A 25569-nucleotide genomic window follows, 5' to 3' on the forward strand; every position below is an offset into this window, starting at 1 on the left:
AGCAATAGCCAACTTCTGTGCGTATTAGCGGCGAAAAAAAGCCCGCAGATGCGGGCTTGATAGGAGTACTGAAGGAGCGCTACTGCGTTAAGTGAGCGCCTTACTCGTCGATACCCACAATATTGCCTTCTTCATCGATATCGATGTTTAGGTAGCCGGGGCGCTCTGGCAGGCCTGGCATGGTCAGCACGTTACCGGTCAGCACGTAGATAAAGCCAGCGCCTGCGCACAGTTTTAGCTCGCGGATTGGCACGATAAAGCCAGTCGGCGCGCCTTTTAGCGATGGATCGTGGCTAATCGACAGCGGGCTCTTGGCCATGCACAGTGGCAGGTTGGCAAAGCCGTTTTCGCTAAGCTGGGCGATATCCGCTTTAGCTTGCTCGCTTAGCTCGATACCTGCGCCGCCGTAACCGGCTTCTACCATAGTCAGCAGCTTGGCTTCGATGCTTTGCTCCACATCGTATAGCGGCTTGAACTGCTCGGCCTCACTCAGTGCCAGCAGCACTTGCTCGGCCAGCTCAGTGGCACCGTCGCCGCCTTTGACAAAGGCCTCGGAGATCGCCACTTTTGCGCCCAGCTCACGTACCCAACTAGCCAGCAACTCCAGCTCTTGGTCGGTATCTTGTGGGAAGCGGTTAATCGCAACCACAACCGGGACGCCGTAGCGCTTCACGTTCTCGATATGCCATTTCAGGTTGGTAAAACCTGCTTTTAGCGCATCGTTATCTGCTTCGAAGATCGCTTCTGGCAGTGCTTGGCCCGGACGCAGGTCGTATTTACCTGAGTTGGCTTTTAGGCCGCGCAGGGTAGCAACGACCACACCTGCATCAGGGCCTTTATCCGCCGCTCGTGCTTTGATGTTACAGGCCTTCTCAAAGCCCATGTCGGAGCCGAAGCCACCTTCGGTTACCACGATATCGCTAAGGCTTAGTGCGATGCGATCGGCAATGATAGACGAGTTACCGTGGGCGATGTTGGCAAATGGGCCAGCATGTAGCAGGGTAGGCACGCCTTCCAGAGTCTGCATCAGGGTAGGCTGAGCGGCGTCTTTCATAATGGCAGCCATGGCACCGGCAACTTGTAGCTGCTCGGCAGTAATTGGCTGGCCGTCGGTGTTGTAGGCCATCACCGCTTGACCGATGCGCTTGCGCAGGTCTTTAAGGTCGGTGGCCAGCGCCAGAATTGCCATTAGCTCAGAGGCGGCGGTGATATCAAAACCCGACTCGCGCTCGATACCGTTCACGGTAGAGCCTTCGCGGTTGATGCCGACCCTGATACGGCGCAGGCAACGGTCGTTCATATCGACCACACGACGCCAGGTAATGCGCTCGATGTCGATGTTCAGGCGCTCAAGGCTAGTTTTCGCAGTAAAGCCTTCGCCCAAACGCTCTTCGTGGTACAAACGCGCATCGATAGCGGCGGCACCCAAGTTGTGGGCGGCAGATACGGCGTGGATGTCACCGGTCAGGTGCAGGTTGAGCTCTTCCATCGGCGCCACTTGGCTATAGCCGCCACCAGCAGCACCGCCTTTAACACCAAATACCGGGCCCATCGATGGCTGGCGAATACAAGCCATGACCTTTTGATTGAGCTTCTTCAAGCCTTGCGACAAGCCAATGGTAGTAACGGTTTTGCCTTCGCCCAGTGGGGTTGGGGTGATGGCGGTCACCAATACCAATTTACCCTGTGCGTTATCGCTGCTGTCCTTTAGCAGGTTGAGGTTTACTTTGGCTTTCGATGCGCCTTGTGGGATCAAGGCCTGATCAGGAATGCCCGCCTGCTTGGCGATTTCACTAATTGGTTTTAGGGTGGCTTGTTGAGAGATTTTTAAATCGGACAGCATGTTTTAACTCTTATAGGTGGGTTAATGCGCTGAAATATATCAAAAATCAGTATCTGCTTCTCTCAAGAAAGCTTAGGAAAAATACGCTGTTATGATTACTTAAACTAATCCGAAAGAGGTATTAAGACTGTATGGTTACAAACTAGCTAGGGGATGGAACGTGATATTGCCCATCAAACAAGGGCTTAGCGCATGCTTACTGTTTGTTTCGGCGATGCTAAGGGGTAAGCTAGACGCTATCTAAACAGAACAATAATTTCACCCAACGCTCAATGCTAACTATCTATCAATCCAACCTGACCGAAAAGCTGCTCGACACCTTAGCCGATGTTTATCAGCAGCGACCGGCAGGTTGCTCGGTGTTCGAACCTGAGCAGATCTTGGTGCAAAACCCGGATATGGCGCAGTGGCTTAAGATTTCGCTTGCCGAAAAGCAGGGCATCGCAGCCAACATCCAGTTTCCGCTGCCCTCATCCTTTCTGTGGCAGATCTTCAAGCAAGCGTTTAGCGCGTTGCCCGAACAGAGCCCGTTTGCCAAATCGGCGATGACTTGGACGCTGATGCGCCTGCTTCCTCAGTATATGAGCGATCCCGAGTTCCAATGGATGCAAAGTGAGCTGGCAGATGCCCAGCCCGAACGGCAACAACAAAAGCTGTTTAGCCTGTGCTCAACGATTGCTGATACCTTCGACCAATACCTGATGTATCGCCCGGATTGGATTGCCAGTTGGGAGCAAGACGAGCAGGTCGAGGGCTTAGGTGATCAACAGGAGTGGCAAGCGCGTTTATGGCGGATGGTTAGCGACGATATTGCCGCTAGGGCGGGGTCAGACCTGCACCGTGGTCGCTTATTGCAGCAAACCCTTGAGGTGTTAGATCACAGTGATCACCTACAGATCCGCGGGCTACCGCCGCGCATTGCCATCTTTGGCTTAAGCTCGTTGCCAGAGCAGACCATGATGCTGCTCAATGCCTTGGCCAAGCATATCGACATCCACTGGTTCCAGCTCAACCCCTGCGAGCACTTTTGGCTGGATATCGTCGATGAAAAGGCGCTGGCCAAGATAGAAGCCAGCAAGCTGGTGGGTAAGCTTGAAGATCTCGATAGCGATCATTACTACCTTGTAGGCAATCCGCTGTTGGCTTCTTTCGGTGGTTTGGGGCGAGAGAACTTGTCGCTGATGCTAGAAAAGCTGGAGAGCGACTTGTACGAGCAGTATTTTCCGTTCCCTTCGACCGGCGCGCTTAACTACTTGCAGCAGCAGATCCTCCACCTTGAGTGCCGTGGTCAGTTTGATGCCCTAAGCCCGCAACAACTTTCATCGAATGACGACAAGCAAGTGTTCGCGCAATCGGAACTGGCTAATCTGCGTTTCCACCAGTGCTACTCACCACTGCGCGAGTTAGAGGTGTTAAAAGACCAACTGTTTGCACTATTTGACAGTGACCCAAGCCTCAGCCCCAACGATGTTGTGGTGATGATGCCCGATGTGTCGATTTATGCGCCGTTTATCCGCGGGGTGTTTGCCTATAATCCGAAGCGTCCGAGCTTTCCGTTTAGTATTAGCGACTTATCGGCGGTACAGCAGTCGGTGTTGGCCAACTCTTTATTGCAGATCTTCAGCTTACCCGAAAGCCGCTTTGGTTTAAGTGAAGTACTGGCGCTGCTAGAGGTGCCCGCCACTTTAGCCCGTTTCGACATTAGCGAAGATGAGTTTGACTTGCTCAAGCACTGGCTTCGCGATGTGGGCGTTCGTTGGGGCTTAGATGCGGAGCACCGTGCCCAGTTTGGGGTGGGGGAATTTGAGCAAAACAGCTGGTTATTTGGTCTCAAACGGATGCTGCTGGGTTACGCGATGCACCCAAGCATGGGTGATTACGCCGACACCTTGCCCTTCGATGAGATTGAGGGCGCGCAGGCACAGGCGCTGGGTAAGTTCAGTTTGTTTATCGAGCGGCTTGAGCGGACCAGTGAGCTACTCACTCAAAGCTATACCGCTGAGCAGTGGCTAGAATGTGTTAATCAGGTGCTAAGCGAATTCTATATCGCCGATGAGCAAGGTAGCCGCGACATTAAGGCTGTGGTCGAGGCGATGCAGGCATTTCGTGATACGCAGTTGCAGACCGGCTATGATCGACCGGTCTCGCGTGAGATTGTCCGAGAGCTACTGTTCGATACCCTTAATGCTGCCCAGTCCAGTCGCCGCTTTAAAGCGGGGGCAATTAACTTCTGCAGCCTAATGCCGATGCGCAGTATCCCGTTTAAGGTTGTATGTCTGCTCGGCATGAACGACGGCGATTTCCCGCGGCAAAACCCCGCTATCAGTTTTGATTTGATGCAAAAGCAGCGGCGTCGTGGCGATCGTTCGCGCCGTTTGGACGACCGCTACCTGTTCCTTGAAGCTTTGCTCTCGTGCCGCCAGCACTTGCATATCTCATGGGTGGGCAAGGATATTCGCAGCGACCAAGAGCTGCCGCCGTCGGTGCTATTAATGGAGCTGCGAGACTATATTGCTGAGTCGTGGCTGGTGAGCGGCGATGAGTCCTTAGCGCCCGATAAAGCCGGTAAGCAGGTATTGCACGCTATGACCTTTGAGCACCCCTTACAGGCGTTTAATGCCCAGTACTACCAGCAAGGGTCGCCGCTGCATTCCTACTCACAGTTTTGGGCAGTACAGCCGCAACTACCTGAGCCCTTTAGTGATGCCGCGTTAGGTGTGCAGGAAAGTGTTGAACAGCGCTTGCGAGTTGAGCTCAGTGAAGTTGCCGCAGCGCTGAGCAACCCTTGCCGCTATTTTCTGCAGCGGCGGCTGGGCGTGTACTTCGATGGGGTCGCCGAACAAGTGCCCGATAGCGAGCCCTTCGCGTTAGATGCACTAAGCGGTTGGCAGCTCAAACAACAAGCCTTTGTGAGCCGTTTTTACTATCAGAATGTGCCGGGCTTTAAGCGCCAGCAAGGATTAACCGGCAGCTTGCCGGTGGGGGATGCGGGCGAGCGCAAACTGGAAGAGGCCATCTCTGCCAGCGATTCGCTGATGGAGTATCTGCCCGATGCGCTGCGCAGTCCAGCTCAGCCGCAAGAGTTTCGCTTAAGTCTTGGCGATGACTTGCCCGAGCTGCTAGGCCAAACCGTCGCGCCCGTCGAGGGACGGCTATGGCGGGTGAAAAACGGCAACCTTAGCGCTAAAGACCGATTGCATGGCTGGCTGCAGCATCTGGTGAGCGCAGCCCTTGGGGTATCTGCCGATAGCGTACTTATCGACGATGGCAAGGCCTTGCTCTATCGCGCGCTGCCACAAGAGCTGGCGCTGGATTATTTGCAGCAAGCAATTAGCGTGTTTACGTCGGCGCAGCACCGGGCAGTGCCGTTCTTTTTAAACAGCGGATTTAGCTGGCTTGCTAACCAACAGCTAGAGCCCGAGGCATTGCAGCAAAAACTCGAAGCGGCCTGGGCACCGCAGGACATCTACTCTGCCCACAAAGGCGATGGCAACGACCCATATATTCAACGCTGTCATCCTTTGCTCGCGCCGGTTTATCCCGAGTTTATTAAGCACTGCGCAACCTTGCTCAAACCGATTGAGCAACATACCCAATGGCATGAAGTCAGGAAGAAGCAAACCGATATGTTAAGCCACAGCGCTTTCTTTAAGTTCTTAGAGCAGGAGGGCGCACATGCAGGTTCTTAATGCTAAGACTGTTCATCTGCCCGGACGCAGTATCATTGAAGCCAGCGCCGGTACCGGTAAGACCTATACCATTGCTAGTTTGTACCTGCGTTATGTGGTGGAGCAGCCCTTAGGCCGCAGCCTAACGCCAGAAAATATACTGGTAGTAACCTTCACCCGCGCGGCCACCGCGGAGCTACGCGAGCGTATCCGTGCGCGTCTGCACAGTGCGGTTAACTGTTTTAAGGGCAAGCCCAGCGAGGGTGATGAGATCATCGATGACCTGCTGGAACGCTATGCCGATGAGCGCGAACAAGTGCTTAAGCGCCTCTATGCCGCTGAAAAGTCGATGGACGAGGCGGCGATTTTTACCATTCACGGTTTTTGTCACCGGGCGCTGAGCGATCAGCAAGTCACTGCATCGCCTAGTGCGCAGAGCCAGCTACTAGAAGACGATAGCCTGCTAGCCAAGCAGTGTTTGGCAGATTTCTGGCGACAAGCCATCTACCCGCTGCGCGGTGATGATTACCAAGCGGTAGTGAGCGCGCTGGGATGCAAGGAGCCAAACGCCTTGTTCCCAACGCTTTATCCTTTGCTGTCGCGCAAGTCACTCAACTTGTCGCCCAAGCCATTAGCAATCGATCCGGCAAGCGCAGTGCTTCAGCGATTGTCTGGCAGCAAACAGGCTTGGCAAGACTTTGTGGCTGCTATCAAAGAGAACTTGGAGCAAGTAGCGGTCGAGATCGCTTCCTTGCCGCGCTTAAACCGCAAAACTATAGACAAGCACTGCGCAGCCATTGTCGACGACAGCGAAGCGGCGCAACCGTCCAAAGCCAGCCGTGTGGCCTTCGACTATATCTTCGATAAAGTTGCTACGGCCGATGATAAAGGGCTGGATGTTGACCTGAGCCAGTGCCGCGCGCTGTTGCAGCAATGGCAGGCTGCCGCTAGCGAGTTAGATATCGCGGCTGCACTGAAAAGCCAAGCGCTGGATTATCTGGCTAAGCAACTGGCCCACGAGAAAGCGCGGTTGAGCCTACAAAGCCCCGATGATTTGATGACCCGTTTAGCCGAGTTACTGGCCCAACCCGAAAGCGGCGAACGTATCGCTAAGCAGTTGCGCCAGCAATATCCGGTAGCGCTAATCGATGAGTTCCAGGACACCGATCCGCTGCAGTTTGCCATTTTTGAGCAGCTGTTTAATCACGACGACTGTAGCTGGATGATGATTGGCGACCCAAAGCAGTCCATCTACGCCTTCCGAGGTGCCGATATCCATACCTATGTGGAGGCCAAGCAAGATACCCAGCAAGCCGCGCACTACACACTGGATAAGAACTATCGCTCGGCAGCGTCCATGGTGGCGGCGACCAATGCCTTGTTTAGCACATGTAAGGACTCGGCATTTATCGATGCGCAGATCCCTTTTAGTGCGGTAAACAGCCACGATCAAGGCGATAAGGGCGCACTTGAACTGGACGGTCAGGTGCAGCCAAGCCTGCAGATCTGGCAGTTTGATGAAGACACTATGGTCGGCGATAGCGCCGCACGCTGCTGTGCCCAGCAGATCACCGATATGCTCAATCTCGCTGTTTACGATCGCGCCACTCTCGGCGAACGCAGGCTCAACCCCGGCGATATTGCGGTACTGGTGCGTAGCCGCTTCGAGGCAGAAAAGATCTCGGCCCAGCTTCGCTTGCGCGGGGTGCGCTCGGTATTTCAATCCCGCGACAGTGTATTTAGTACCGCCGCCGCTGAGGCGGTATATCGGGTGCTATTGGCGATGTATGAGCCACGTAACGAGCGCTTGGTGATGGCGGCTCTGGCACTGCCTTTGTGCGCCAAAAGCGCCAAGCAGCTGTCAGCGCTTCGCGAAGACGAACTGAGCTGGCAGCAACACCTTGGCCATTTCAGCGATCTACAGCAGTTGTGGCAGCAGCAAGGGGTGATGGCAGCGCTACTCAGTTGGATGGAGATCTATCAAATTCCAGCACAACTGTTAGCTGACCCTCTGCAAGGTGAACGGCAGATGGCCGATCTGCTGCATTGCTGCGAGCTGCTGCAGCACTATGCTAGCGCACTGCAAGGCGAACAGGCCTTGCTCAATCTATATCAACAGTTGTTAAGCGGCGCAGACACCCAACAGTACGGTGGTCAGCAACGCTATCTGGAGAGTGACCGCGATCTGGTGCAAATCGTCACCATTCACGCCAGTAAAGGCCTGGAGTATCCGGTGGTGATGCTGCCCTATGCCTTAGCCAGTCGTCAGCCAAAGTTGGCCGTGTTCCCACAACAGGGCGAAACCACCGTCGATTTTAGCGGCCAGCAGCAGAACCTGGAGATCGCCGATACCGAACGATTGGCCGAGGACTTGCGCCTGCTTTATGTGGCAATCACCCGCGCAGGCTTCGCGTGTTATCTGGGAGCTGCCGCACTCAGTAAGCCTAAAGGTATCACCGCACTGGATTACCTACTTAATTGTCCGGCTGGCGACCCGGCAGAGCGAGATGAAGCGCTTAGCCAATTGGCGGCGCAAAACAGCGGACTGGTTGCCTTAGCCAAGCCGGAAGACGCTTTTAGTCAGTATCAGGCCAATGATGATGCTGAGCAGAGTACATCGCCCGCCAAGCGTTTTGACGGCACTATCGATAAAGGCTGGCGCTTAACCTCATACTCTGCCATGGCCAGAAAGCTTCATAGCCCAGAGCTGGAGCCGGGGGCAGGGGATGAGGTGTTAGACGAGCAAAGCTCGATAGAAGTAGAACTTGATTCTCCGCTGCCGCTTGCGCCTGTGCCCACCCAGTTTAGCTTTGCCAAAGGGGCTGATGCCGGTAATGCCTTACACGATATCCTCGAAGCAATATTCCAAGGTAAGGCAGGGGATTTTCAGTGCTTGGACCTTCAGGCAGTGGAATCGCTGGCCGAGGATGCCATGCAGCGTGCTGGCTTGAATGTCGAGGCGCCGTGGCCTGCCGTGGTAGCAAACTGGCTAAGCACTGTAATGACTACGCCCTTGATGCTTGGCGAAGAGAACGATGTTAGCTTGGCGTCACTCGAACTGAGGCAAGTATTGCCAGAGATGGAGTTTATGCTTTCAGTTGATGGCAGCGTGAGCGCCGAGCAGTTTAACCGCTTATTAAAGGAGTACCCCTTGCTCGCCCAGAACGTTGCCGGGCTCGATTTCAGTCGCTTTCATGGCTTGATGCGCGGTTTTATCGACCTTAGCTTTGAGGCCAACGGTCGTTACTACGTGTGCGACTACAAGAGTAACTATTTAGGCGATTGCACTGAGGACTATAGCGAGCAAGCGATGAGCAATGCGATGGCCGATCATCGTTATGATGCCCAGCTGCTGTTCTATTGCCTGGCGATGCATCGCTTCCTTAAGCAGCAACTTGCCGATTATGACTATCAGCGCGACTTTGGCGGAGCCTTGTATCTGTTCTTACGCGGCATTGATGGCACGGAGGGCGGCTATGGTCAGTTGTTTATCAAGCCGCCGCTGGCGCTGATAGAGTCCTTGGATCGATTACTGGGAGGAAGCACTCATGCTTAAGCAAACCCAGCGCCTTTCCTTTATCGACCACGCGGCATTTACTGAGGCCTGCGAGCAGGGGCAGCTAAGAGCCATCGACTGGCGCTTTGCCCGGTTTATGGCAGAGCAAGCCAGTGCCCATCATGAGTTGGTGTTCTACAGCACGCTGCTGCTTAGTCAGCGCCAAGGCGATGGCCACGTGTGTATTCGCTTTGAGCACTACCAACACAGCCAACTAGTGGCCTTTGAGGGGCACACTGGCTACCAGTTTCCGGACACGAATAGCTGGGCGGTTATGCTACAAGCGTCAGGTGTAGCGGGTGAGCCCCGAACGGCGGACAAAAGGGCTGAGTGCGCGTTGCCCTTAGTGGTCGAGTTCGGACGGCTATATCTTGGGCGTTATTGGTTCTATGAAACGCAGGTAGCGAACAGCTTGGTGGAGCGAGCAACTCTCCAGCACCGGGTCGACGATAAGCGCTTACATGGCTTGCTTGGCCAGTTGTTTGAGGCAGGTGAGCAGCCAAACTGGCAACAGCTGGCTTGTGCCAGTGCTTGCCGTAGCGGTTTGTCGGTGATTACCGGTGGCCCGGGGACCGGCAAAACCACCACGGTAATTCGTCTTCTGGCCAGTTTGCTGGCTTTGCATGACAAGCCCGAGTCCTTAGTGATACGCATGGCGGCACCTACCGGTAAAGCGGCTGTGCGTATGAGCGAGTCAATCCGCAATGCTAAATCGTCATTAACGCTGGATGCAGGCTTGGTGGAATTGATTCCTGAGCAGGCCAGTACCTTACATCGTCTGTTAGGACCGATCCCCGGCTCCATTCACTTTCGCCACGATCAAGACGCGCCAGTGCACGCCGACGTGCTAGTGGTCGACGAGGCTTCAATGATCGACCTGTCGATGATGACCAAGCTGCTGGCAGCGCTTCCGCGCCATTGCCGCTTGATCTTGCTCGGCGACAAAGACCAGCTGAGCTCGGTGGAGGCGGGGAGTATATTAGGTGACGTGTGCTCGGTGATCCGCCCTATAGCCAATGGAGCGCTGATGAGCTACAGCGCAGATCAAGCCGGGTTCTTGAGTGCGGCGACCGGGGCCGACCTGAAACAGCATATCCGTGCGGTATCGCCAGTGGCCGATAGCCTGACTATGCTGCAAAAGAGCTGGCGCTTTGGCGGTGGTATTGGCAGCCTGGCCAGCGCGGTCAACGCGGGTGATAGTCGACAGGCCCTTAGCTTGCTGCAAGACCGCGAGCTTGACGATATCAATTGGACCCAAAAACAGCTGCTTAAGCACACGGTAGAATTAGCCGTTAGTCACTATCAAGACTATTTGGCCATGCTGGATGGCGAGCCCCTTGCCGTGCTAAACAGCTTTGAGCAGTTCCGCGTACTGTGTGCCAGCCGCAAGGGCGAGCTGGGTACTCTGGAGGTAAACCTAGCCATCGAGAAGCGCTTAGCGGCACGTGAGCTTATCTCGCGCCAGCAAGAGTTCTATCCCGGCCGGCCGGTGATGATCACCCGCAATGATCATCAGTTGAAACTCTACAATGGTGATATCGGTATCACCTTACACGACTCAAGTTCTGGGCAGCTTTACGTGCACTTCGCCGGGGTAGACGGCTCGACCCGGCGCATTTTGCCAGCTCGTTTGCCAAGCCATGACACCGCCTTTGCTATGACCATTCATAAGTCGCAGGGCTCAGAGTTTTCGACGGTGGCGATCTGCCTACCCGAGGAGCCGGGCTTTAGTAGTTTGCTCGTTAAGGAGTTGCTCTACACCGCAATCACTCGGGCGAAGAAGGCCTTAACCCTGTATGCGAATCGCCGAAGTTTGCTGAACTGCTGCGAGTCGTACACGCAACGTGATTCGGGATTGGCCCTGCGCTTACATGGGCCTGACTAGGGCCCTGACATCCGCCTTTCCCTCACCTAAGCGACAGAAGTTAAAGGGTTTTCTTTGAGCTACACTGCGCAGTGCAAAGAATGTTCTTCTCGCATAAATATAACGAATAACTCCATAAAAGTCGCAATTACCAGTCATTGGTGCTATATTCCGCCGCGTTTTAGCACCAGGCTGTCTGTTTGCTTATGCCTTCTAAGACGCTTGTTACGCAGGGAGGATGTTAACAAGTTAGGCATTTTTTGCAGACGGTTGAGGAAAAACCGACTTGCCGTGAGCGGAATGTACACGGCAGACACAACATTGGAGCACTTTCATGATTCAACTACTCGAATCAGCAATTAACTCGGTAAACGGGTTGCTGTGGAGCCACCTGATTATTTATGCACTGGTTGGCGCTGGCATCTTCTTCACCTTTCGCCTTGGCTTTGTCCAATTCCGCATGTTCAAACACGGCGTATCCGTTCTAAAAGGCGGCCAATCTCAAGACGCTTCGGGCCTCTCTTCTAAACAAGTTTTCTGGACCTCTATGGCAGCCCGTGTGGGCACCGGTAACATGGCGGGCGTGGTTGTCGCTATCACCGCTGGTGGCCCGGGTGCCGTATTCTGGATGTGGGCAATTGCCATGCTAGGTATGGCTACTGCATTCGTAGAGTCTACTCTGGCTCAGGTTTACCGCGTAAAAGAGGCCGATGGCCAATACCGCGGTGGCCCTGCCTACTACATGGAACAAGGCCTGAACGCTCGTTGGTTGGGCGCGTTGTTCTCAGTATTGCTGATTATTGCCTTCGGTTTCGCCTTCAATGGCGTACAAGCTAATACCATTGCTGATTCTCTGGGCAGCGCCTACGGCTTTAACGAAACCTACGTGGGCATCGCCATCGTTGCTGCTACCGCTTGGGTTATCACCGGCGGTCTGAAGAAGATCGGTAAAGTTGCTTCTACTTTGGTGCCTGTGATGGCACTGGCCTACCTGAGCATCTCTTTGGTTGTGATCCTGCTGAACATCAGCGAACTGCCGGGCGTACTGGTTGCCATCGTTAAGAGCGCTTTTGGTATGGAGCAAGCTGCTGGTGGCCTGATGGGCGCGCTGATGGCCGGTGTGGCTCGTGGCCTGTTCTCTAACGAAGCCGGTATGGGTTCTGCGGCTAACATCGCGGCAAGTGCTAATCCAAATCCTAACCACCCTGCGGCGCAAGGCTTTGTGCAAATGCTGGGTGTGTTCGCAGATACCATCGTTATCTGTACTGCAACTGCTGCAATGGTACTGATTGTGGGTGTAGACTTCGGTGGCGAGCTGGGCGGTATCGGCCTGCTGCAATCAGCACTGGCTGATGCACTAGGCTCATGGACTGCTTACTTCATGACCTTCGCAATCATGCTGTTCTGCTTTACCTCTATTTTCGCCAACTACAGCTACGCAGAAACTAACCTGGTGTTCCTAACCAAGAATAAGATTGCGCTGTACGTATTCCGTGCCTTGGTTTTGGCGATGGTAATGGTGGGTTCTGTCGCCTCACTGAATATCGTATGGGATTTTGCCGATGTATCGATGGGCCTAATGGCACTGGTGAACATCGCGGCTATCGTTGCGCTGTCTAAGGTAGCCTTCGCAGTATTTGCCGACTACGAGAAGCAACTTAAAGCGGGTAAAAAACCGAGCTTTAACGCTGCCACCGTACCGGGCCTTGAAGCTCAATTGGTTGACCCGATGTGGAAAGACCAAGCGGGTAGCGCAACCCCTGCAGGCGCTAAGCTAAAATAAGCGTTCACGCTTTAGAAAAAAGGCCAGCATGATGCTGGCCTTTTTTTTTTATGTCTGAAGAACGCGACTACCCCAACACCAACCAAAGCGCGACGCCAATCATCAGGCTGCCCGAAATGCGATTCATCAAGCGTACGTTACCACTGCGATTAAGGAACAAGCGCAGGCTCTTGCCGCCACTGGCGTAGATAAGCATACAGGTCAGCTCGCTCAGTGCGATGATCACCACCATAGTGCTCAGTTGCGGCCAAAGAGCGCGCTCATGTTCGATAAACGGCGGCAGCAAGGAAATCATAAATGCCCAGCCCTTGGGGTTGGCGATTGCGGTGACAAAGCCTTGAGTGGCCAAATCCTTACGACCAATCTTTGGCGGGGCTGATAGGGTATCTGGAATCGCCATCTTCCCCCGCGAGCGCCACATCTGAATACCGAGGTAGGCCAAATAGCTGCCGCCAATCAGTTTAAACACGGTGAACATCTGAGGATAGCTGAGCATGATGGCAGCCACGCCAAGCACGGCGGCAATAGCGACCAGGCTAACGCCCACCATTTCGCCGGCCATCATCCATAGCGAGCGGCGAATACCCACGGTCATACCCAGCGTCATCGCGAGGGTCATACACATACCGGGGGTAATGGAGACTAAAAAGAAGGTAGGAATAAACAACAAAAGGTTAGTGAGGTCCACGAGACTACATCCAAAACATCAAGGTTAAACAGAAATACTGGAGCCAGAGGCGGCATAAGAGTAAAATCGCCTTTTTTCGATATGCTAAGCAAGCACATTCACAGGAAAGCTTAATGGCGATTACCCAAAACACCGTTGTTACCATGAACTACACCGTTAAAGCAAACGGTGAGCAGCTAGACACCACCGCAGGCAAAGCGCCACTGGCGGTACTTATTGGCCATATGCAGTTGGTTCCAGGCCTGGAAGCTGCGCTTATTGGCAAGCAAGCCGGTGACGCCTTCGCACTGGAGTTAGAGCCGGCCGATGCCTACGGTGAACGCAACGACAACCTGGTACAAGCGGTACCGCTGTCTATGTTTGGCGAGATAGAAGTGGAAGCCGGCATGCAGTTCCGTGCAACCACCGAAGAAGGCGAGCAGTCGGTGATGGTGATTGCCGTTGAAGGCGACGATGTAATTGTTGATGGCAACCACCCTTTGGCTGGCGTGGGCCTGTCATTTGACGTTGAAATCGTCGAAACCCGCGAAGCGACTGAAGAAGAGATCGCTCACGGCCACGCCCATCAGCCTAGCAGCGGTTGCTGTGGCGGTAACGGCGGCTGTGGTAGCCACGACAAGGGCGATGACCACGAGTGTTGTGGTGGCAAAGGCCATGAAGACGACGATCATGAATGTTGCGGTGGCAAGGGCCACTAGGCCATTCTTGCTGCAGCTATAACTGGTCTTCAATGGGTAGCCACGATGCTACCCATACTTGGAAACGCCTCCACCAAGAGGCGTTTGGTTCTGAGCGGTGTTGCCGTAATTCACCGTTACCCTGATACTCCCGCCATCTTACACGCTTACCCTCCAGCTCAACAAAGTACACATCTTGCTTCAAGTCGCTGAATGCCCCTTGGTAGACAAAGCTGGCCAGCTCTGGACAATCAAACAGCAGGCCCATCTCACTGTTGATATTGATGGAGCGCGGATCCCAGTTAAAGCTGCCGATAAACACCTGTGTTTGATCAAATACGAACACCTTACTGTGCAGGCTTGAGCGCTGAGCTTGATTACCGAAAAACTTCACCCGTTTATCTTGAGGTGCATCTGCTTTTAGCTCAAACAGATTAACCCCGGCTTCCAGCAACTGCTTTCGGTAGCGCTGATAGCCAGAGTGCACGGCGACTACATCGGTGGAGGCCAGTGAGTTGGTAAGAATCGAGATCTCGATACCTTTCTCGGCGAGGTCCGCCAGCCCTTCAGCGCCATGCTTACGCGGAACAAAGTAGGGCGACGCTACCACAACGCTTTCGGTTGAGCGCACCATGCTCAGCCCCAGCTTGGTTGCAACCTCAGAGCCCACCAATACCCCGGGGGTGTCACTCAACAAGGTGGCCTCGCAGCCAAATAGCGTTAGCTCGCTAGCTTGCTGAGTAAAATAGTCTTCAAAGCGTTGGGTTGCCTGTAGGTAAGGGCGCAATGATTGCGCGTAGAGCTGTTGCTCAAGCTCGAGCAATACCTTGTGGGTATCCGCAGGCGGGCTCGCCAAGGCTTCGATGGGGTAGGCGATGTGGTGATTCCAATACTCGTCAAAACTTTGCTGAATGTCGGCCACCACCGGACCGAAGACGATAGCATCGAGGTCGCTGAACTCCATATCATGGCGGGCACTGAAGTACTCATCGCCAATGTTTCGCCCGCCGACTATCGAAAAAGCGCCGTCGACAGTGAGTGATTTATTGTGCATACGATGGTTTAAGCGCGAGAAGCTATGCACAAACTGGCTGCCACGATAGCGGCGGTCGTAGAAGGGGTTGTAAACCCGTACAGAAAAATTGGGGTGAGCGGCGAGGGTGTTCAGCAGTTGGTCAAACCCGGAAGTACTGATGTCGTCTACCAGCAAGCGCACCCGCACGCCGCGCTCAGCCGCTCGGAGTAGGGCAACGAGAAACAGTTTACCGGTGAGGTCGTTGTTGAGTCGATAGTACTGGGCATCTACGCTGACTTCGGCGTGCTCAATCAATTCCCAACGTGCAGCAAAGGCGCTAATGCCGCTACTTAACAGGGTAACGCCGTTGCTGCCAGTGATAAGCATGGCATGCTCGGATGCGGCCTCGGCCAATGTGCTGGCAGGGTCGAGTAATATCGCCTCGCTGGGGTGTTTAAGTGCATCAATATGGCTTTGCTCCGGGCGTTGGGCGCAAGAAAACAGCTGGAAGCTGACGGCCAGTGTGAGCATGCATGCAAAGATACGGCGTTTTAACGACAAATGAGTTCCTGATTACCTAGTCATCTGATTGTTTATTATACCCTTTTTCTTATGTGCTTAACTTAGGCTATCGTCAAAGTTTAATTTGGTTATAATTGCGCCCCCGAGCGTCAAAGAGCCCCAGTCCATGCAAACAGCCAGTGTCCTATTTCAGCCGCAAACCTGCGCCAACCGAATCGCCAAACCTGCACCTTTCTTGCCGATGTCGCGCAAGGAGATGAAACAGTTAGGCTGGGAGCAATGCGACATTATCATCGTTACCGGTGATGCATACGTCGACCATCCAAGCTTCGGTATGGCAGTGATCGGGCGTATGTTGGAGGCCAAAGGCTACCGTGTGGGTATCATTGCCCAACCCGACTGGAACAGCAAAGACGCGTTTATGGCTCTGGGCAAGCCACGGTTATTCTTCGGCGTCACCGCCGGCAATATGGACTCGATGATCAACCGCTATACTGCCGAGCGGAAGTTGCGTCACGACGATGCTTACACGCCAGACAACGTGGGCGGTAAGCGCCCGGATCGCGCCACCTTGGTGTATAGCCAGCGCTGTAAAGAGGCCTATAAAGATGTTCCTGTAATCCTTGGCGGTATCGAGGCCAGCCTGCGCCGCATCGCCCACTACGATTACTGGTCAGACAAAGTGCGCCGTTCTGTGCTGTTTGACGCCAAGGCAGACCTGCTGATCTTCGGTAATGCTGAGCGCCCATTGGTCGAGGTGGCCCATCGCTTGAATGAAGGGCAGAGCGTAGAACAGTTAGCGGAAGTACGTGGCACTGCGCATATCCGCAAGCAAGCTATCCCCGGTTGGTCGGGTATTGATTCGACCCATTTAGATAAGCCGGGCAAAATTGAGCCAATCCTCAGTCCCTATGCCGAGCAAGAGGAAAGCTGCAGCAAAGACAGCGATGCTCAGCAGGTCGAGCCGGCTAAAGCCGAGGAGGCCAAGCCCATCGTACTGCAAGGTGACAACAAAAAGCCTTGGGAAGAGGTATACATCAGCTTACCGGCCTTCGAACAGGTTAAGGTTAATCAGGTACTCTATGCCCACGCTTCGCGGGTGTTCCATTTGGAGACCAACCCCGGTTGTGCGCGAGCCATTGTGCAGCGCCATGGCGATCGCTTGCTGTGGATTAATCCGCCCGCTTTGCCACTTAGCACTGAAGATATGGACGGGGTATTTGGACTGCCGTACCAACGCAAGCCCCATCCGAGTTACGGCAAAGCTAAGATCCCTGCCTATGAGATGATCAAGTTCTCCATCAATATTATGCGTGGCTGTTATGGCGGTTGTACCTTCTGTTCGATTACCGAACACGAAGGGCGGATTATCCAAAGCCGCTCGGAAGACTCGATCATCAACGAGATTGAGCAGATCCGCGATCAAGTGCCGGGTTTTACCGGTGTTATCTCAGATCTCGGTGGCCCAACCGCCAACATGTATCGCCTCAACTGCAAGAGCCCGAAGGCCGAGCAAACCTGCCGCAGATTGTCGTGCGTCTATCCAAGCATCTGTAAGCATATGGACACCGACCATACGCCGACCATCGATTTGTACCGCCGCGCCCGCAAGGTTAAAGGGGTTAAGAAGATCCTGATTGCGTCCGGGGTGCGTTACGACTTGGCGATTGAAGACCCACGTTACGTGAAAGAGTTGGCGCTGCACCATGTGGGCGGTTACCTGAAGATTGCACCGGAGCATACCGAAGATGGCCCATTATCGAAGATGATGAAGCCGGGCATGGGCACCTACCATCGCTTCAAAGAATTGTTCGATAAGTACTCGGCCGAGGCTGGCAAGAAACAGTACCTGATCCCGTATTTTATCTCAGCCCATCCGGGTACCCGTGATGAGGATATGGTGGCTTTGGCGCTGTGGCTTAAACAAAACAAATTCCGCTTGGATCAAGTTCAGAACTTCTATCCGTCGCCGCTGGCCAATGCCACGACGATGTACCACACCCTGATGAATCCGCTACACAAGATTGCTCACGATGCCGAAAAAGTGTCGGTCGCCAAAAAAGGTCGCCAGCGCCGCCTGCACAAGGCTTTGCTGCGTTACCATGACCAAGATAACTGGCCGATTATTCGCGAGGGTCTGAAGAACATGGGCTTGGCTAAGCTAATCGGTAATGGCCAGCACCAATTGGTACCGGCCGATAGCCGCCGTGGTGGCTCCGGACAGCGCCGCGGTAAGCCGATGCGCAACCAGGGTGGGCAACGAGCAGCAACGCGCTTTACTAAAAAGCAGTTCGCAAAGAACTAAGCGTCGAAACAAACCGCGCGGTCACGGCCTTGTTCTTTCGCTTGGTAAAGGGATTTATCGGCTTGTTTGAGCAATGCTTCGTAGCTCTCGGCGGGCTGGTTGTGTGAACAGGCAACACCGATACTGATGCTGACGATGCCGTTAGGCGAAGTGGGGTGAGGGATTGCGGCGTTACGGATCTTGTTCAGTAGCATATCAGCGATGTGCATCCCGCCGCCCAAGTCTGTTTCCCCTAATACTACGCAGAATTCTTCACCGCCATAGCGCGCTAGCAGGTCATAAGGGCGTTGCACGACCTCAGACATCAGTTGTGCCACCTGAATCAAACACTCGTCGCCTTTGAGGTGACCAAGCTGATCGTTATAGGGTTTGAACCAGTCGATATCACACATCATCACAGTTAGTGGTGATTGGGTGCGTTGTGCACGTTTAAACGAGGTATCCAGTACCTGTTCGAGGTGGCGACGGTTAGCGATACCGGTGAGGCCATCACGAATCGCTTGCTCCGACAGCTTTTGGTTAGCTTCTTCAAGATGTTGTTGGGTTTGGATCAGGGTCTGTCGCATATCCGCGATGCGCTGCATGGCCTGAAGCTTTGCTGTGAGTACTAAGCGGTTTACCGGCTTGGTTAGGTAGTCGTCGCCACCGGCATCAATACCGGTTTTGATATCCTCTGCGGTATTCTTACCACTGAGGAAGATGACGGGAGTCCAATGCCTTTCCACTTCGCGGATCTTCTGCACCACCTGATAGCCATCGATACCGGGTAGCATCACATCGAGCAGTACGAGGTCGGGTTGGGCTTCCACGAACGCCGTTACCGCTTGTTCGCCGGTTTCGACCATCACGACTTCATGGTTCATCGCAGTGAGGTAGCGATTTAATACCAATCGTTCAGTAAGGGTGTCGTCGACCAAAAGGATCTTCATGGCGCTCCTCAGGCTGCGAACATCAGATGGTTAACAAAACGCAGCACCACTGTAACGATAAGCAGTGCAACACCAATGCGCAGCTTTGCAAACTCGTTGGGCTGGATATCATCGACGCGATTAAACACGATTTTAACCGGCGCGAGCCAATCGGATTTGCGCTTCCCGTAAAGCCAAATGGCAACTATCACAAACGCCAAACCTACGATTAACGTGGCTGATTCTGCCAGTCCAAGTACTTGCCCCACCGTTGTCCGCTCCTAGCTGCTATGTTCTAGATACATCACCGTCAACTCGACCCGCGATTTCGCCTGCATCTTCTTGAGCAGGCTCTTAACGTGGACCTTGACTGTTCCCTCGGTGATATTCAAGCGGTTAGCTACCTCTCGGTTGCTGGAGCCTTTTGCAATTTCTGCGAGGGTTTGACGTTCGCGTTTGGTTAATGCGGCTAATTTGCTATCGAACTCATCGTTCTCATTGAGGCACTGCAGGAAGGGGCGCAGCGATTCACTCATCACCTGTTCGCCATTGGCTGCTTTGCGTAGCTGGATATGCAGTTGTTCGGGCTCCATATCTTTTAGCAGATAGCCATCGGCACCGGCGTTGATCAGCCTGATCACGTCTTGCTTGGCGTCGGAGACGGTCAAGATGATGATGGTCGAGGTGATTTGGTTCTCACGCAGTAACTTGAGGGTGTCCAGGCCGGACAACCCCTTCATATTTAAGTCGAGCAGCACGATATCTGGCTCGAGCTCACTGCATACTTCGAGGCCTTGCGCGCCGTTATTGGCTTCGCCCACGACCTTGAATTGAGGATCAACACTGAGGTATTGAATGATGCCTTTGCGCATCAATGGATGATCATCAATGACCACTATATTCAATGGATGACTCATTAACTTTCCCTGTTGTAGCTGGTTCGCGCGGTAGTTCGAGGGTTACGATCACGCCGCCACTGGGGCTGCTGCCGAACTCTAGTTGCCCTCCAAGGCGTTCTGCGCGTTCTTGCATAATCTGCAGCCCGTAGTGTTCGGACTGCTGTTGAAGTTTTTGGCCAGATTGGCCGTTGTCGCTAACTCTTACCAACAACTTAGTCGGATAATCGACACAACTCAATTCGATGCTATCACAGTTTGCGTGTTTGATTGCATTAACAATAGCTTCTCTACATATCTGAATAATATGGACTTGTTGGTGAGCTGGTACGAGGTCATTGCCTAACTTTGAGTTGAGCTTAATCGTCACCTCGGTTTGCTGGCCCATCTCCTTGACCAAGGCTGATAGCGAATCAGCCAAACTGGCATCTTTGATGGTTAAACGGAAGGTATTGAGTAGCTCGCGTAGCTGCACGTAAGCGTCGTTAATCACTTGGTGGATCTCACTGGCGTAGCCTGCTGGTGGATTCACCTCTGCGATTGCTGGGTCGCTTAGGCTACGTTGCAATAGACTGGTTTGAATCTTCAAGTAGGAGAGGGTTTGCGCGAGCGAGTCGTGCAGCTCTCGGGCGATAATGGCGCGCTCTTCCATTAGCAGCAGCTTTTGACGTTGTAACAAGCCTTGCTCATAGCGCACCACCTTGCTGATGGTTCGCTGGTAGCTGGCGACAATGTCTTCGCGCCCAATCGGCACGCTTTGTAGACGCAGTTGTCCAAATGCTTGGTCGTTGCTGGTGAGGGTTTGCTGGTAGTTGTAGATTTGGGACTCATCGCCCAGATTTACCGTGATGCCAAGGGCATCGATGGTTAACGAGGCGTGGCTAATGCCTAGGTTCTCGGACAGCAGCCCCAAGCTGTGCTGCAGCAGTTTCTCGTCGAGCTGGTTGTTGAATAGCAGTTGCTCTTGTTGGTAGAGAAAGCTCAAGTCGGCATTGGCTTGGGAGAGGGCACGGGTTTTCGCTTCAACCTGCCGCTCTAAGCTTTGGTAGGAAACATCCAGTTGCTTGGCCATGTCCACCAGCGCTGCCGATAAGCGCTCCAACTCGGCGCTACCTTTCCCTGAGGGAGCGGCTATATGAAAGTTACCTTCTTGTATTTGCTGGGCCGAACTTTCTAATTGATACAGCGGCAGAACAACCCGAAAACGCAAATAGGCGAGGGTGAGCAAGGCCATCAGCGAGCTGGTGATGAGCCCTGCGAGTTGCCATTGGCTGAGGCGCTGAACCTTAAGCTCTGAGTAGTACTCGGTGCGATTAACAAAGTGGTCGATGCGGTTTACGAAACGGGCCACATGCTGCGGATAGTAGGGGTCATCAGTCTCGATGTAGGGTTTCATCTGGCGCCAGTTGTCGAGCACTCCAGCAAACAGCTGTTCAAGTTCATCATTTTGCTTAGTGACGAAGACCAGCGCGGGGCTAGCTAATGAGCGTTCGAACTCGGCAAGTTTCGCAAAACGTTCTTGGTTGTCGGTCACTTGTAAATAAGCGAGCCGATAGCTTTGCATGCGCAATGAACCGGCGATGTTGATCGCTTCGGCGTCATTGAGGCTATTGCGTAGGCTGGTTAACGAGACCAAGGAAACCACAACAAATATGAGGATCATCGTGCTAAGTAGCGTGATGACGGTGGTTCCCAAGGAGCGGCGACTACTGAATCCTTTCACTCTTGACTCCAGAATGGGGCTAAAAACGTAACTACTCCTTAAGTGTAACAATGAATGCAGGTACTTAACAAAGTGCTAAAAAGCGTTTACGCTGAATAAAGAAACCGAAGCCTCGACTGCCTAAGTCACCCGATATGGCAGCTTGGCCCTCAACAATGATTGAGCAGGGTTTGTAAGGAAACGAGCAGGCCTCCCGTATTGGAAAGGTGCATATGCTACAAGATTCATTTTCCCGCAAGTTTTACTACTTGCGTTTGTCTATTACTGACGCCTGTAACTTCAGCTGTCAGTACTGCCTGCCTGATGGCTATCAATGCCAAGAGCCCAAGAACTACCTTAGCGGTGAGGAGATCACTCGCGTGGTGCGCGGGTTTGCGAAAATGGGCACCAACAAAGTCCGCCTTACCGGTGGTGAGCCTAGCCTGCGTAAAGACTTCGAGGAGATCATCGCAAGGGTGGCTGATGTAGAGGGTGTTGAGAAGGTTGCGATGACCACCAACGGTTTTCGTTTAGCCCGCAAAGCGCAAGTGTGGCGAGACGCCGGGCTAAACTGCGTTAACGTTAGTGTCGATAGTCTCGACCCGCGCGAGTTTAATGCGATTACTGGTACAAAAACCTACACCAAGGTGATGGACGGTGTAGAAGCGGCGCTACAGGCGGGCTTTGAGCGGGTTAAAGTGAATGCGGTGCTGCTCAAGGGCAGCGCTGAGCGCGAGTTTGACCAGTATCTGGATTGGATTAAAACCCGGGCCTTAGATATTCGCTTTATCGAGCTAATGGAGATGGGTCAGCACCCCGACTACTTCCGCCGCAACCATATCAGTGGACAGCGTTTTAAAACCTACTTAAAAAATCATGGCTGGCAGCGGGTGATTTCCTCCCACAATGCCGGGCCTGCTCAGATATTCGCACACCCTGACTACCAAGGCAGAGTAGGGTTAATCCTTCCCTACGAGCAGGATTTTTGTGCTAGCTGTAATCGCCTTAGGGTCTCATCAACCGGAAAATTGCATCTGTGTTTGTTTGGAGAGCAAGGCTATTCGCTGCGCCATCTTTTAGAAGACGATCAACAGCAAGGCGAGTTGATGGCCTTCTTGGAAGCCTCGCTGAGGGAGAAAAAGGTCAGCCACTTTCTGCAAGAGGGGAACACGGGAGCTACCCCGCATCTTGCAAGTATCGGCGGATAACTTGCGTTAAATCAATGTCGTTGAGCTAATTTCACCCCAAAGGGGTATACCGTACTGGGCACAGTCTGGCTAGTCTTATCTTGTCTTCGCTCTTTAAGCTTATAGCTACTAGGGTTAATACAATACAAATACATAAGAAACACAGCAGCAGCCTGGGAATCAAATGGACGAATTTCATGTCAGCAGTGCGGTGGTGTATTGCCAGCCTCCGTCTATCCAAGCATTAATCGAAGAACTCACAGCCTACGAAGGTGTGGAAGTCCACGGCTTCCACCCTGAAGGTCGTTTGGTTGTCACCGTAGAAGGCGGAGAGCGCTCCGCGTTGGTTGATGTCATCGAAGAAATCAACCGCTTACCAAAAGTACTGTGTGCAAACTTGGTATACCACCAATACGAAAGTAACGATCACAACGAACAAGAGGAAGGGTGATGAAGTGGACTCGACGTCAGTTTATTAAAGCGAACGCTGCCAGCGCAGCGGCCGCCGTCGCAGGGATCCAGCTACCTGCAGCAGCAACCAATTTGATCACCTCATCGGATCAAACCCGAGTCAATTGGCAAAAAGCCGCCTGCCGTTTTTGTGGCACAGGCTGCAGTATCTTGGTGGGAACCCAAAACGGCAAAGTAGTCGGCACCCAAGGTGACCCAGAGTCGCCGGTCAACAAGGGCCTTAACTGTATCAAGGGCTACTTCCTCTCCAAGGTTATGTACGGCCAAGACCGCCTCACCACGCCACTGCTGCGTATGACCGACGGCGAGTACGACAAGCAAGGCGAGTTCACCCCGGTGAGTTGGGACAAAGCCTTCGACGTGATGGCCGAAAAATGGAAGGCCGCGCTTAAAGAAAAAGGTCCGACTTCGGTGGGCATGTTCGGTTCTGGCCAATGGACGGTGTGGGAAGGCTACGCTGCGGCCAAGCTGCACAAAGCCGGTTTCCGAACCAACAACATCGACCCTAACGCGCGCCACTGTATGGCGTCTGCGGTGGTTGGCTTTATACGTGCCTTCGGTGTCGATGAACCCATGGGCTGTTACGACGATATGGAAGCGGCCGATGCCTTCGTGCTGTGGGGCTCCAACATGGCCGAGATGCACCCGGTACTGTGGTCGCGCATCACTGACCGACGCCTGTCTCACCCCCATGTGAAGGTGCATGTGCTATCTACCTTTGAGCACCGCAGTTTCGAGCTCTCTGACAACGGCATGATTTTCACGCCACAGACTGACTTGGCAATCCTCAACTACATCGCTCATTACATCATCGAGAACGACAAGGTTAACTGGGACTTTGTGAACCAGCACACCAACTTTAAGCGTGGTGATACCGATATCGGCTATGGGCTGCGCCCTGAGCACCCGCTGCAAAAAGCGGCCGCCAATGCAGATAGCGGCGCAATGAGCGATATGTCTTTTGATGAGTATCGCGAGTTCTTGAAAGACTACGACCTGAAGTCGGTGGCTGAGCTCAGTGGCGTGCCTGAAGAACGTTTATTGCGGTTGGCACAAACCTACGCCGATCCAAATACCAAGGTAACTTCCTTCTGGACTATGGGCTTTAACCAACACACCCGTGGTGTGTGGGCCAACAACTCGATTTACAATATCCACCTGCTAACCGGCAAGATCTCCGAGCCAGGCAATAGCCCGTTCAGCCTAACCGGACAACCTTCTGCTTGTGGTACTGCACGTGAAGTGGGCACCTTTGCTCACCGGTTGCCAGCAGACTACGTGGTTGCCAACCCGAAACACCGTCAAATTGCTGAAGATATCTGGCAGCTGCCTGAAGGCACCATCCCGCCCAAACCGGGTTATCACGCGGTGCTGCAAAACCGCATGCTTAAAGACGGCAAGCTCAATGCTTACTGGGTGATGTGTAACAACAACATGCAAGCTGCGCCAAATATCAATGAGGAAAGCTTGCCGGGTTATCGTAACCCCGCCAACTTTATTGTGGTCTCAGAGCCTTACCCCACAGTTACCGCCCAGGCTGCCGACCTGATCCTGCCAACCGCGATGTGGGTAGAAAAAGAGGGTGCCTACGGTAACGCTGAACGTCGTACCCAGTTCTGGCATCAGATGGTGTCCGCACCAGGTAAGGCTAAGTCAGATCTCTGGCAGTTGATGGAGTTTTCTAAGCGCTTCTCAGTAGAAGAAGTGTGGCCAGAAGAGCTGATTGCTAAGAAACCAGAGTATCGCGGTAAAACCTTGTATGACGTACTGTTTGCCAACGGCAAGATTGATTCCTACCCCGTGGAGCAAATTGACTCACCGCTTAACGATGAGTCAGCGCATTTTGGCTACTACGTGCAAAAAGGTCTGTTTGAAGAATACGCCACCTTTGGTCGCGGCCACGGGCATGATTTGGCTGACTTCGATACCTACCACGAAGTACGCGGTCTACGTTGGCCGGTGGTCGACGGTAAAGAGACCTTGTGGCGCTACCGTGAAGGCAGCGATCCGTATGTGAAAGCGGGTTCCGGTTACCAATTCTATGGTAAGCCCGATGGTCGAGCGTTGATTATCGCTACCCCTTATGAGCCGGCAGCCGAGTCGCCAGACGAAGAGTTCGATTTGTGGCTAAGCACTGGCCGGGTGCTCGAGCACTGGCACTCAGGCTCGATGACGCGCCGGGTACCAGAGCTGTATCGCTCTTACCCAGATGCGGTGGTTTATGTTCACCCCGATGATGCCAAAGAGCGTGATTTACGCCGCGGTGATGAAGTGTTGTTGCAGAGCCGTCGCGGTGAGGTGCGAACCCGGGTTGAAACACGCGGCAGGAACCGCCCACCCAAAGGCTTGGTTTACATGCCATGGTTCGATGCCAAACAGCTGACCAATAAACTGACGCTGGATGCTACCGACCCACTATCCAAAGAAACTGACTTTAAGAAGTGCGCAGTGCGCATGGTCAAGGCATAGAGCAGGAGAAACAAG

The 25569-nt window shown here is 53.5% G+C and carries 16 protein-coding genes and 1 riboswitch; of the genes, 9 read left to right on the forward strand and 7 right to left on the reverse strand.

Annotated elements, in window-relative coordinates; all coding sequences use genetic code 11:
* Positions 1–100 precede the first annotated feature (100 nt).
* Positions 101–1843, reverse strand: coding sequence for a formate--tetrahydrofolate ligase (locus G461_RS0122260; RefSeq protein WP_026973512.1), 1743 nt, complete (start codon positions 1841–1843; stop codon positions 101–103).
* Between the two features lie 272 nt (positions 1844–2115).
* On the opposite strand from G461_RS0122260, the gene recC reads away from it, so the two are divergent.
* The 4 genes from recC (at position 2116) to G461_RS25220 (ending at position 12714) form a co-directional block, all read left to right on the forward strand.
* Positions 2116–5532: an exodeoxyribonuclease V subunit gamma gene (gene recC, locus G461_RS0122265; RefSeq protein ID WP_026973513.1), complete on the forward strand. Its 3417-nt coding sequence runs from the start codon at positions 2116–2118 to the stop codon at positions 5530–5532.
* Positions 5519–9067, forward strand: a complete 3549-nt coding sequence (recB, locus tag G461_RS0122270) for an exodeoxyribonuclease V subunit beta (protein WP_026973514.1) — start codon at positions 5519–5521, stop codon at positions 9065–9067. Before recC ends, recB begins: the two co-directional genes overlap by 14 nt.
* Entirely contained in the window at positions 9060–10952 is a 1893-nt protein-coding gene (gene recD, locus G461_RS0122275) for an exodeoxyribonuclease V subunit alpha (protein ID WP_051333772.1), read from the forward strand. The genes recB and recD overlap by 8 nt, the downstream gene beginning before the upstream one ends.
* Positions 10953–11265: 313 nt before the next feature.
* Positions 11266–12714, forward strand: coding sequence for an alanine/glycine:cation symporter family protein (locus G461_RS25220; protein ID WP_051333773.1), 1449 nt, complete (start codon positions 11266–11268; stop codon positions 12712–12714).
* A 67-nt stretch (positions 12715–12781) separates the two neighbouring features.
* Here the strand turns inward: G461_RS25220 and G461_RS0122285 are convergent, their stop codons facing one another.
* Positions 12782–13402 (reverse strand): LysE family translocator, encoded by a 621-nt coding sequence (locus tag G461_RS0122285; protein ID WP_026973516.1) that lies wholly within the window; start codon positions 13400–13402, stop codon positions 12782–12784.
* Positions 13403–13515: 113 nt separating this feature from the next.
* Between G461_RS0122285 and G461_RS0122290 the strand changes: the two genes are divergently transcribed.
* Positions 13516–14100, forward strand: a complete 585-nt coding sequence (locus G461_RS0122290) for an FKBP-type peptidyl-prolyl cis-trans isomerase (RefSeq protein ID WP_026973517.1) — start codon at positions 13516–13518, stop codon at positions 14098–14100.
* Positions 14101–14116: 16 nt separating this feature from the next.
* On the opposite strand, the gene G461_RS25225 is transcribed toward G461_RS0122290, so the two are convergent.
* The gene (locus G461_RS25225; RefSeq protein WP_051333774.1) at positions 14117–15655 is read right to left on the reverse strand and encodes a phospholipase D family protein; all 1539 of its coding nucleotides are present in this window, start codon (positions 15653–15655) and stop codon (positions 14117–14119) included.
* Positions 15656–15782: 127 nt separating this feature from the next.
* On the opposite strand from G461_RS25225, the gene G461_RS0122300 reads away from it, so the two are divergent.
* Entirely contained in the window at positions 15783–17921 is a 2139-nt protein-coding gene (locus G461_RS0122300; protein ID WP_026973518.1) for a YgiQ family radical SAM protein, read from the forward strand.
* On the opposite strand, the gene G461_RS0122305 is transcribed toward G461_RS0122300, so the two are convergent.
* The 4 genes from G461_RS0122305 to G461_RS0122320 are packed head-to-tail and all read right to left on the reverse strand — an operon-like array spanning position 17918 to position 21448.
* Complete coding sequence (locus tag G461_RS0122305; protein ID WP_026973519.1) at positions 17918–18850, reverse strand: GGDEF domain-containing response regulator; 933 nt, start codon at positions 18848–18850, stop codon at positions 17918–17920. The genes G461_RS0122300 and G461_RS0122305 overlap by 4 nt on opposite strands.
* Positions 18851–18858: 8 nt before the next feature.
* Complete coding sequence (locus tag G461_RS0122310) at positions 18859–19098, reverse strand: hypothetical protein (RefSeq protein ID WP_051326683.1); 240 nt, start codon at positions 19096–19098, stop codon at positions 18859–18861.
* Between the two features lie 12 nt (positions 19099–19110).
* The gene (gene narL, locus G461_RS0122315) at positions 19111–19746 is read right to left on the reverse strand and encodes a two-component system response regulator NarL (protein ID WP_026973520.1); all 636 of its coding nucleotides are present in this window, start codon (positions 19744–19746) and stop codon (positions 19111–19113) included.
* Positions 19715–21448, reverse strand: coding sequence for a type IV pili methyl-accepting chemotaxis transducer N-terminal domain-containing protein (locus tag G461_RS0122320; RefSeq protein WP_157360404.1), 1734 nt, complete (start codon positions 21446–21448; stop codon positions 19715–19717). The genes narL and G461_RS0122320 overlap by 32 nt, the downstream gene beginning before the upstream one ends.
* Before the next feature lie 90 nt (positions 21449–21538).
* Positions 21539–21672: riboswitch (molybdenum cofactor riboswitch) on the forward strand.
* On the opposite strand from G461_RS0122320, the gene moaA reads away from it, so the two are divergent.
* From moaA to napA, 3 genes are all read left to right on the forward strand, one after another.
* Positions 21661–22635 carry a GTP 3',8-cyclase MoaA gene (gene moaA / locus G461_RS0122325; protein ID WP_026973522.1) on the forward strand — a complete coding sequence of 325 codons (975 nt, stop codon included), beginning with the start codon at positions 21661–21663 and terminating at the stop codon, positions 22633–22635. It overlaps the preceding riboswitch by 12 nt.
* Before the next feature lie 163 nt (positions 22636–22798).
* The gene (locus tag G461_RS0122330; RefSeq protein ID WP_026973523.1) at positions 22799–23065 is read left to right on the forward strand and encodes a chaperone NapD; all 267 of its coding nucleotides are present in this window, start codon (positions 22799–22801) and stop codon (positions 23063–23065) included.
* Positions 23065–25554 carry a nitrate reductase catalytic subunit NapA gene (gene napA, locus G461_RS0122335; RefSeq protein WP_026973524.1) on the forward strand — a complete coding sequence of 830 codons (2490 nt, stop codon included), beginning with the start codon at positions 23065–23067 and terminating at the stop codon, positions 25552–25554. The genes G461_RS0122330 and napA overlap by 1 nt, the downstream gene beginning before the upstream one ends.
* The last annotated feature ends 15 nt before the right edge of the window (positions 25555–25569 follow it).

Source organism: Aliagarivorans marinus DSM 23064 (assembly GCF_000429485.1).
Lineage (GTDB): Bacteria > Pseudomonadota > Gammaproteobacteria > Enterobacterales > Celerinatantimonadaceae > Aliagarivorans > Aliagarivorans marinus.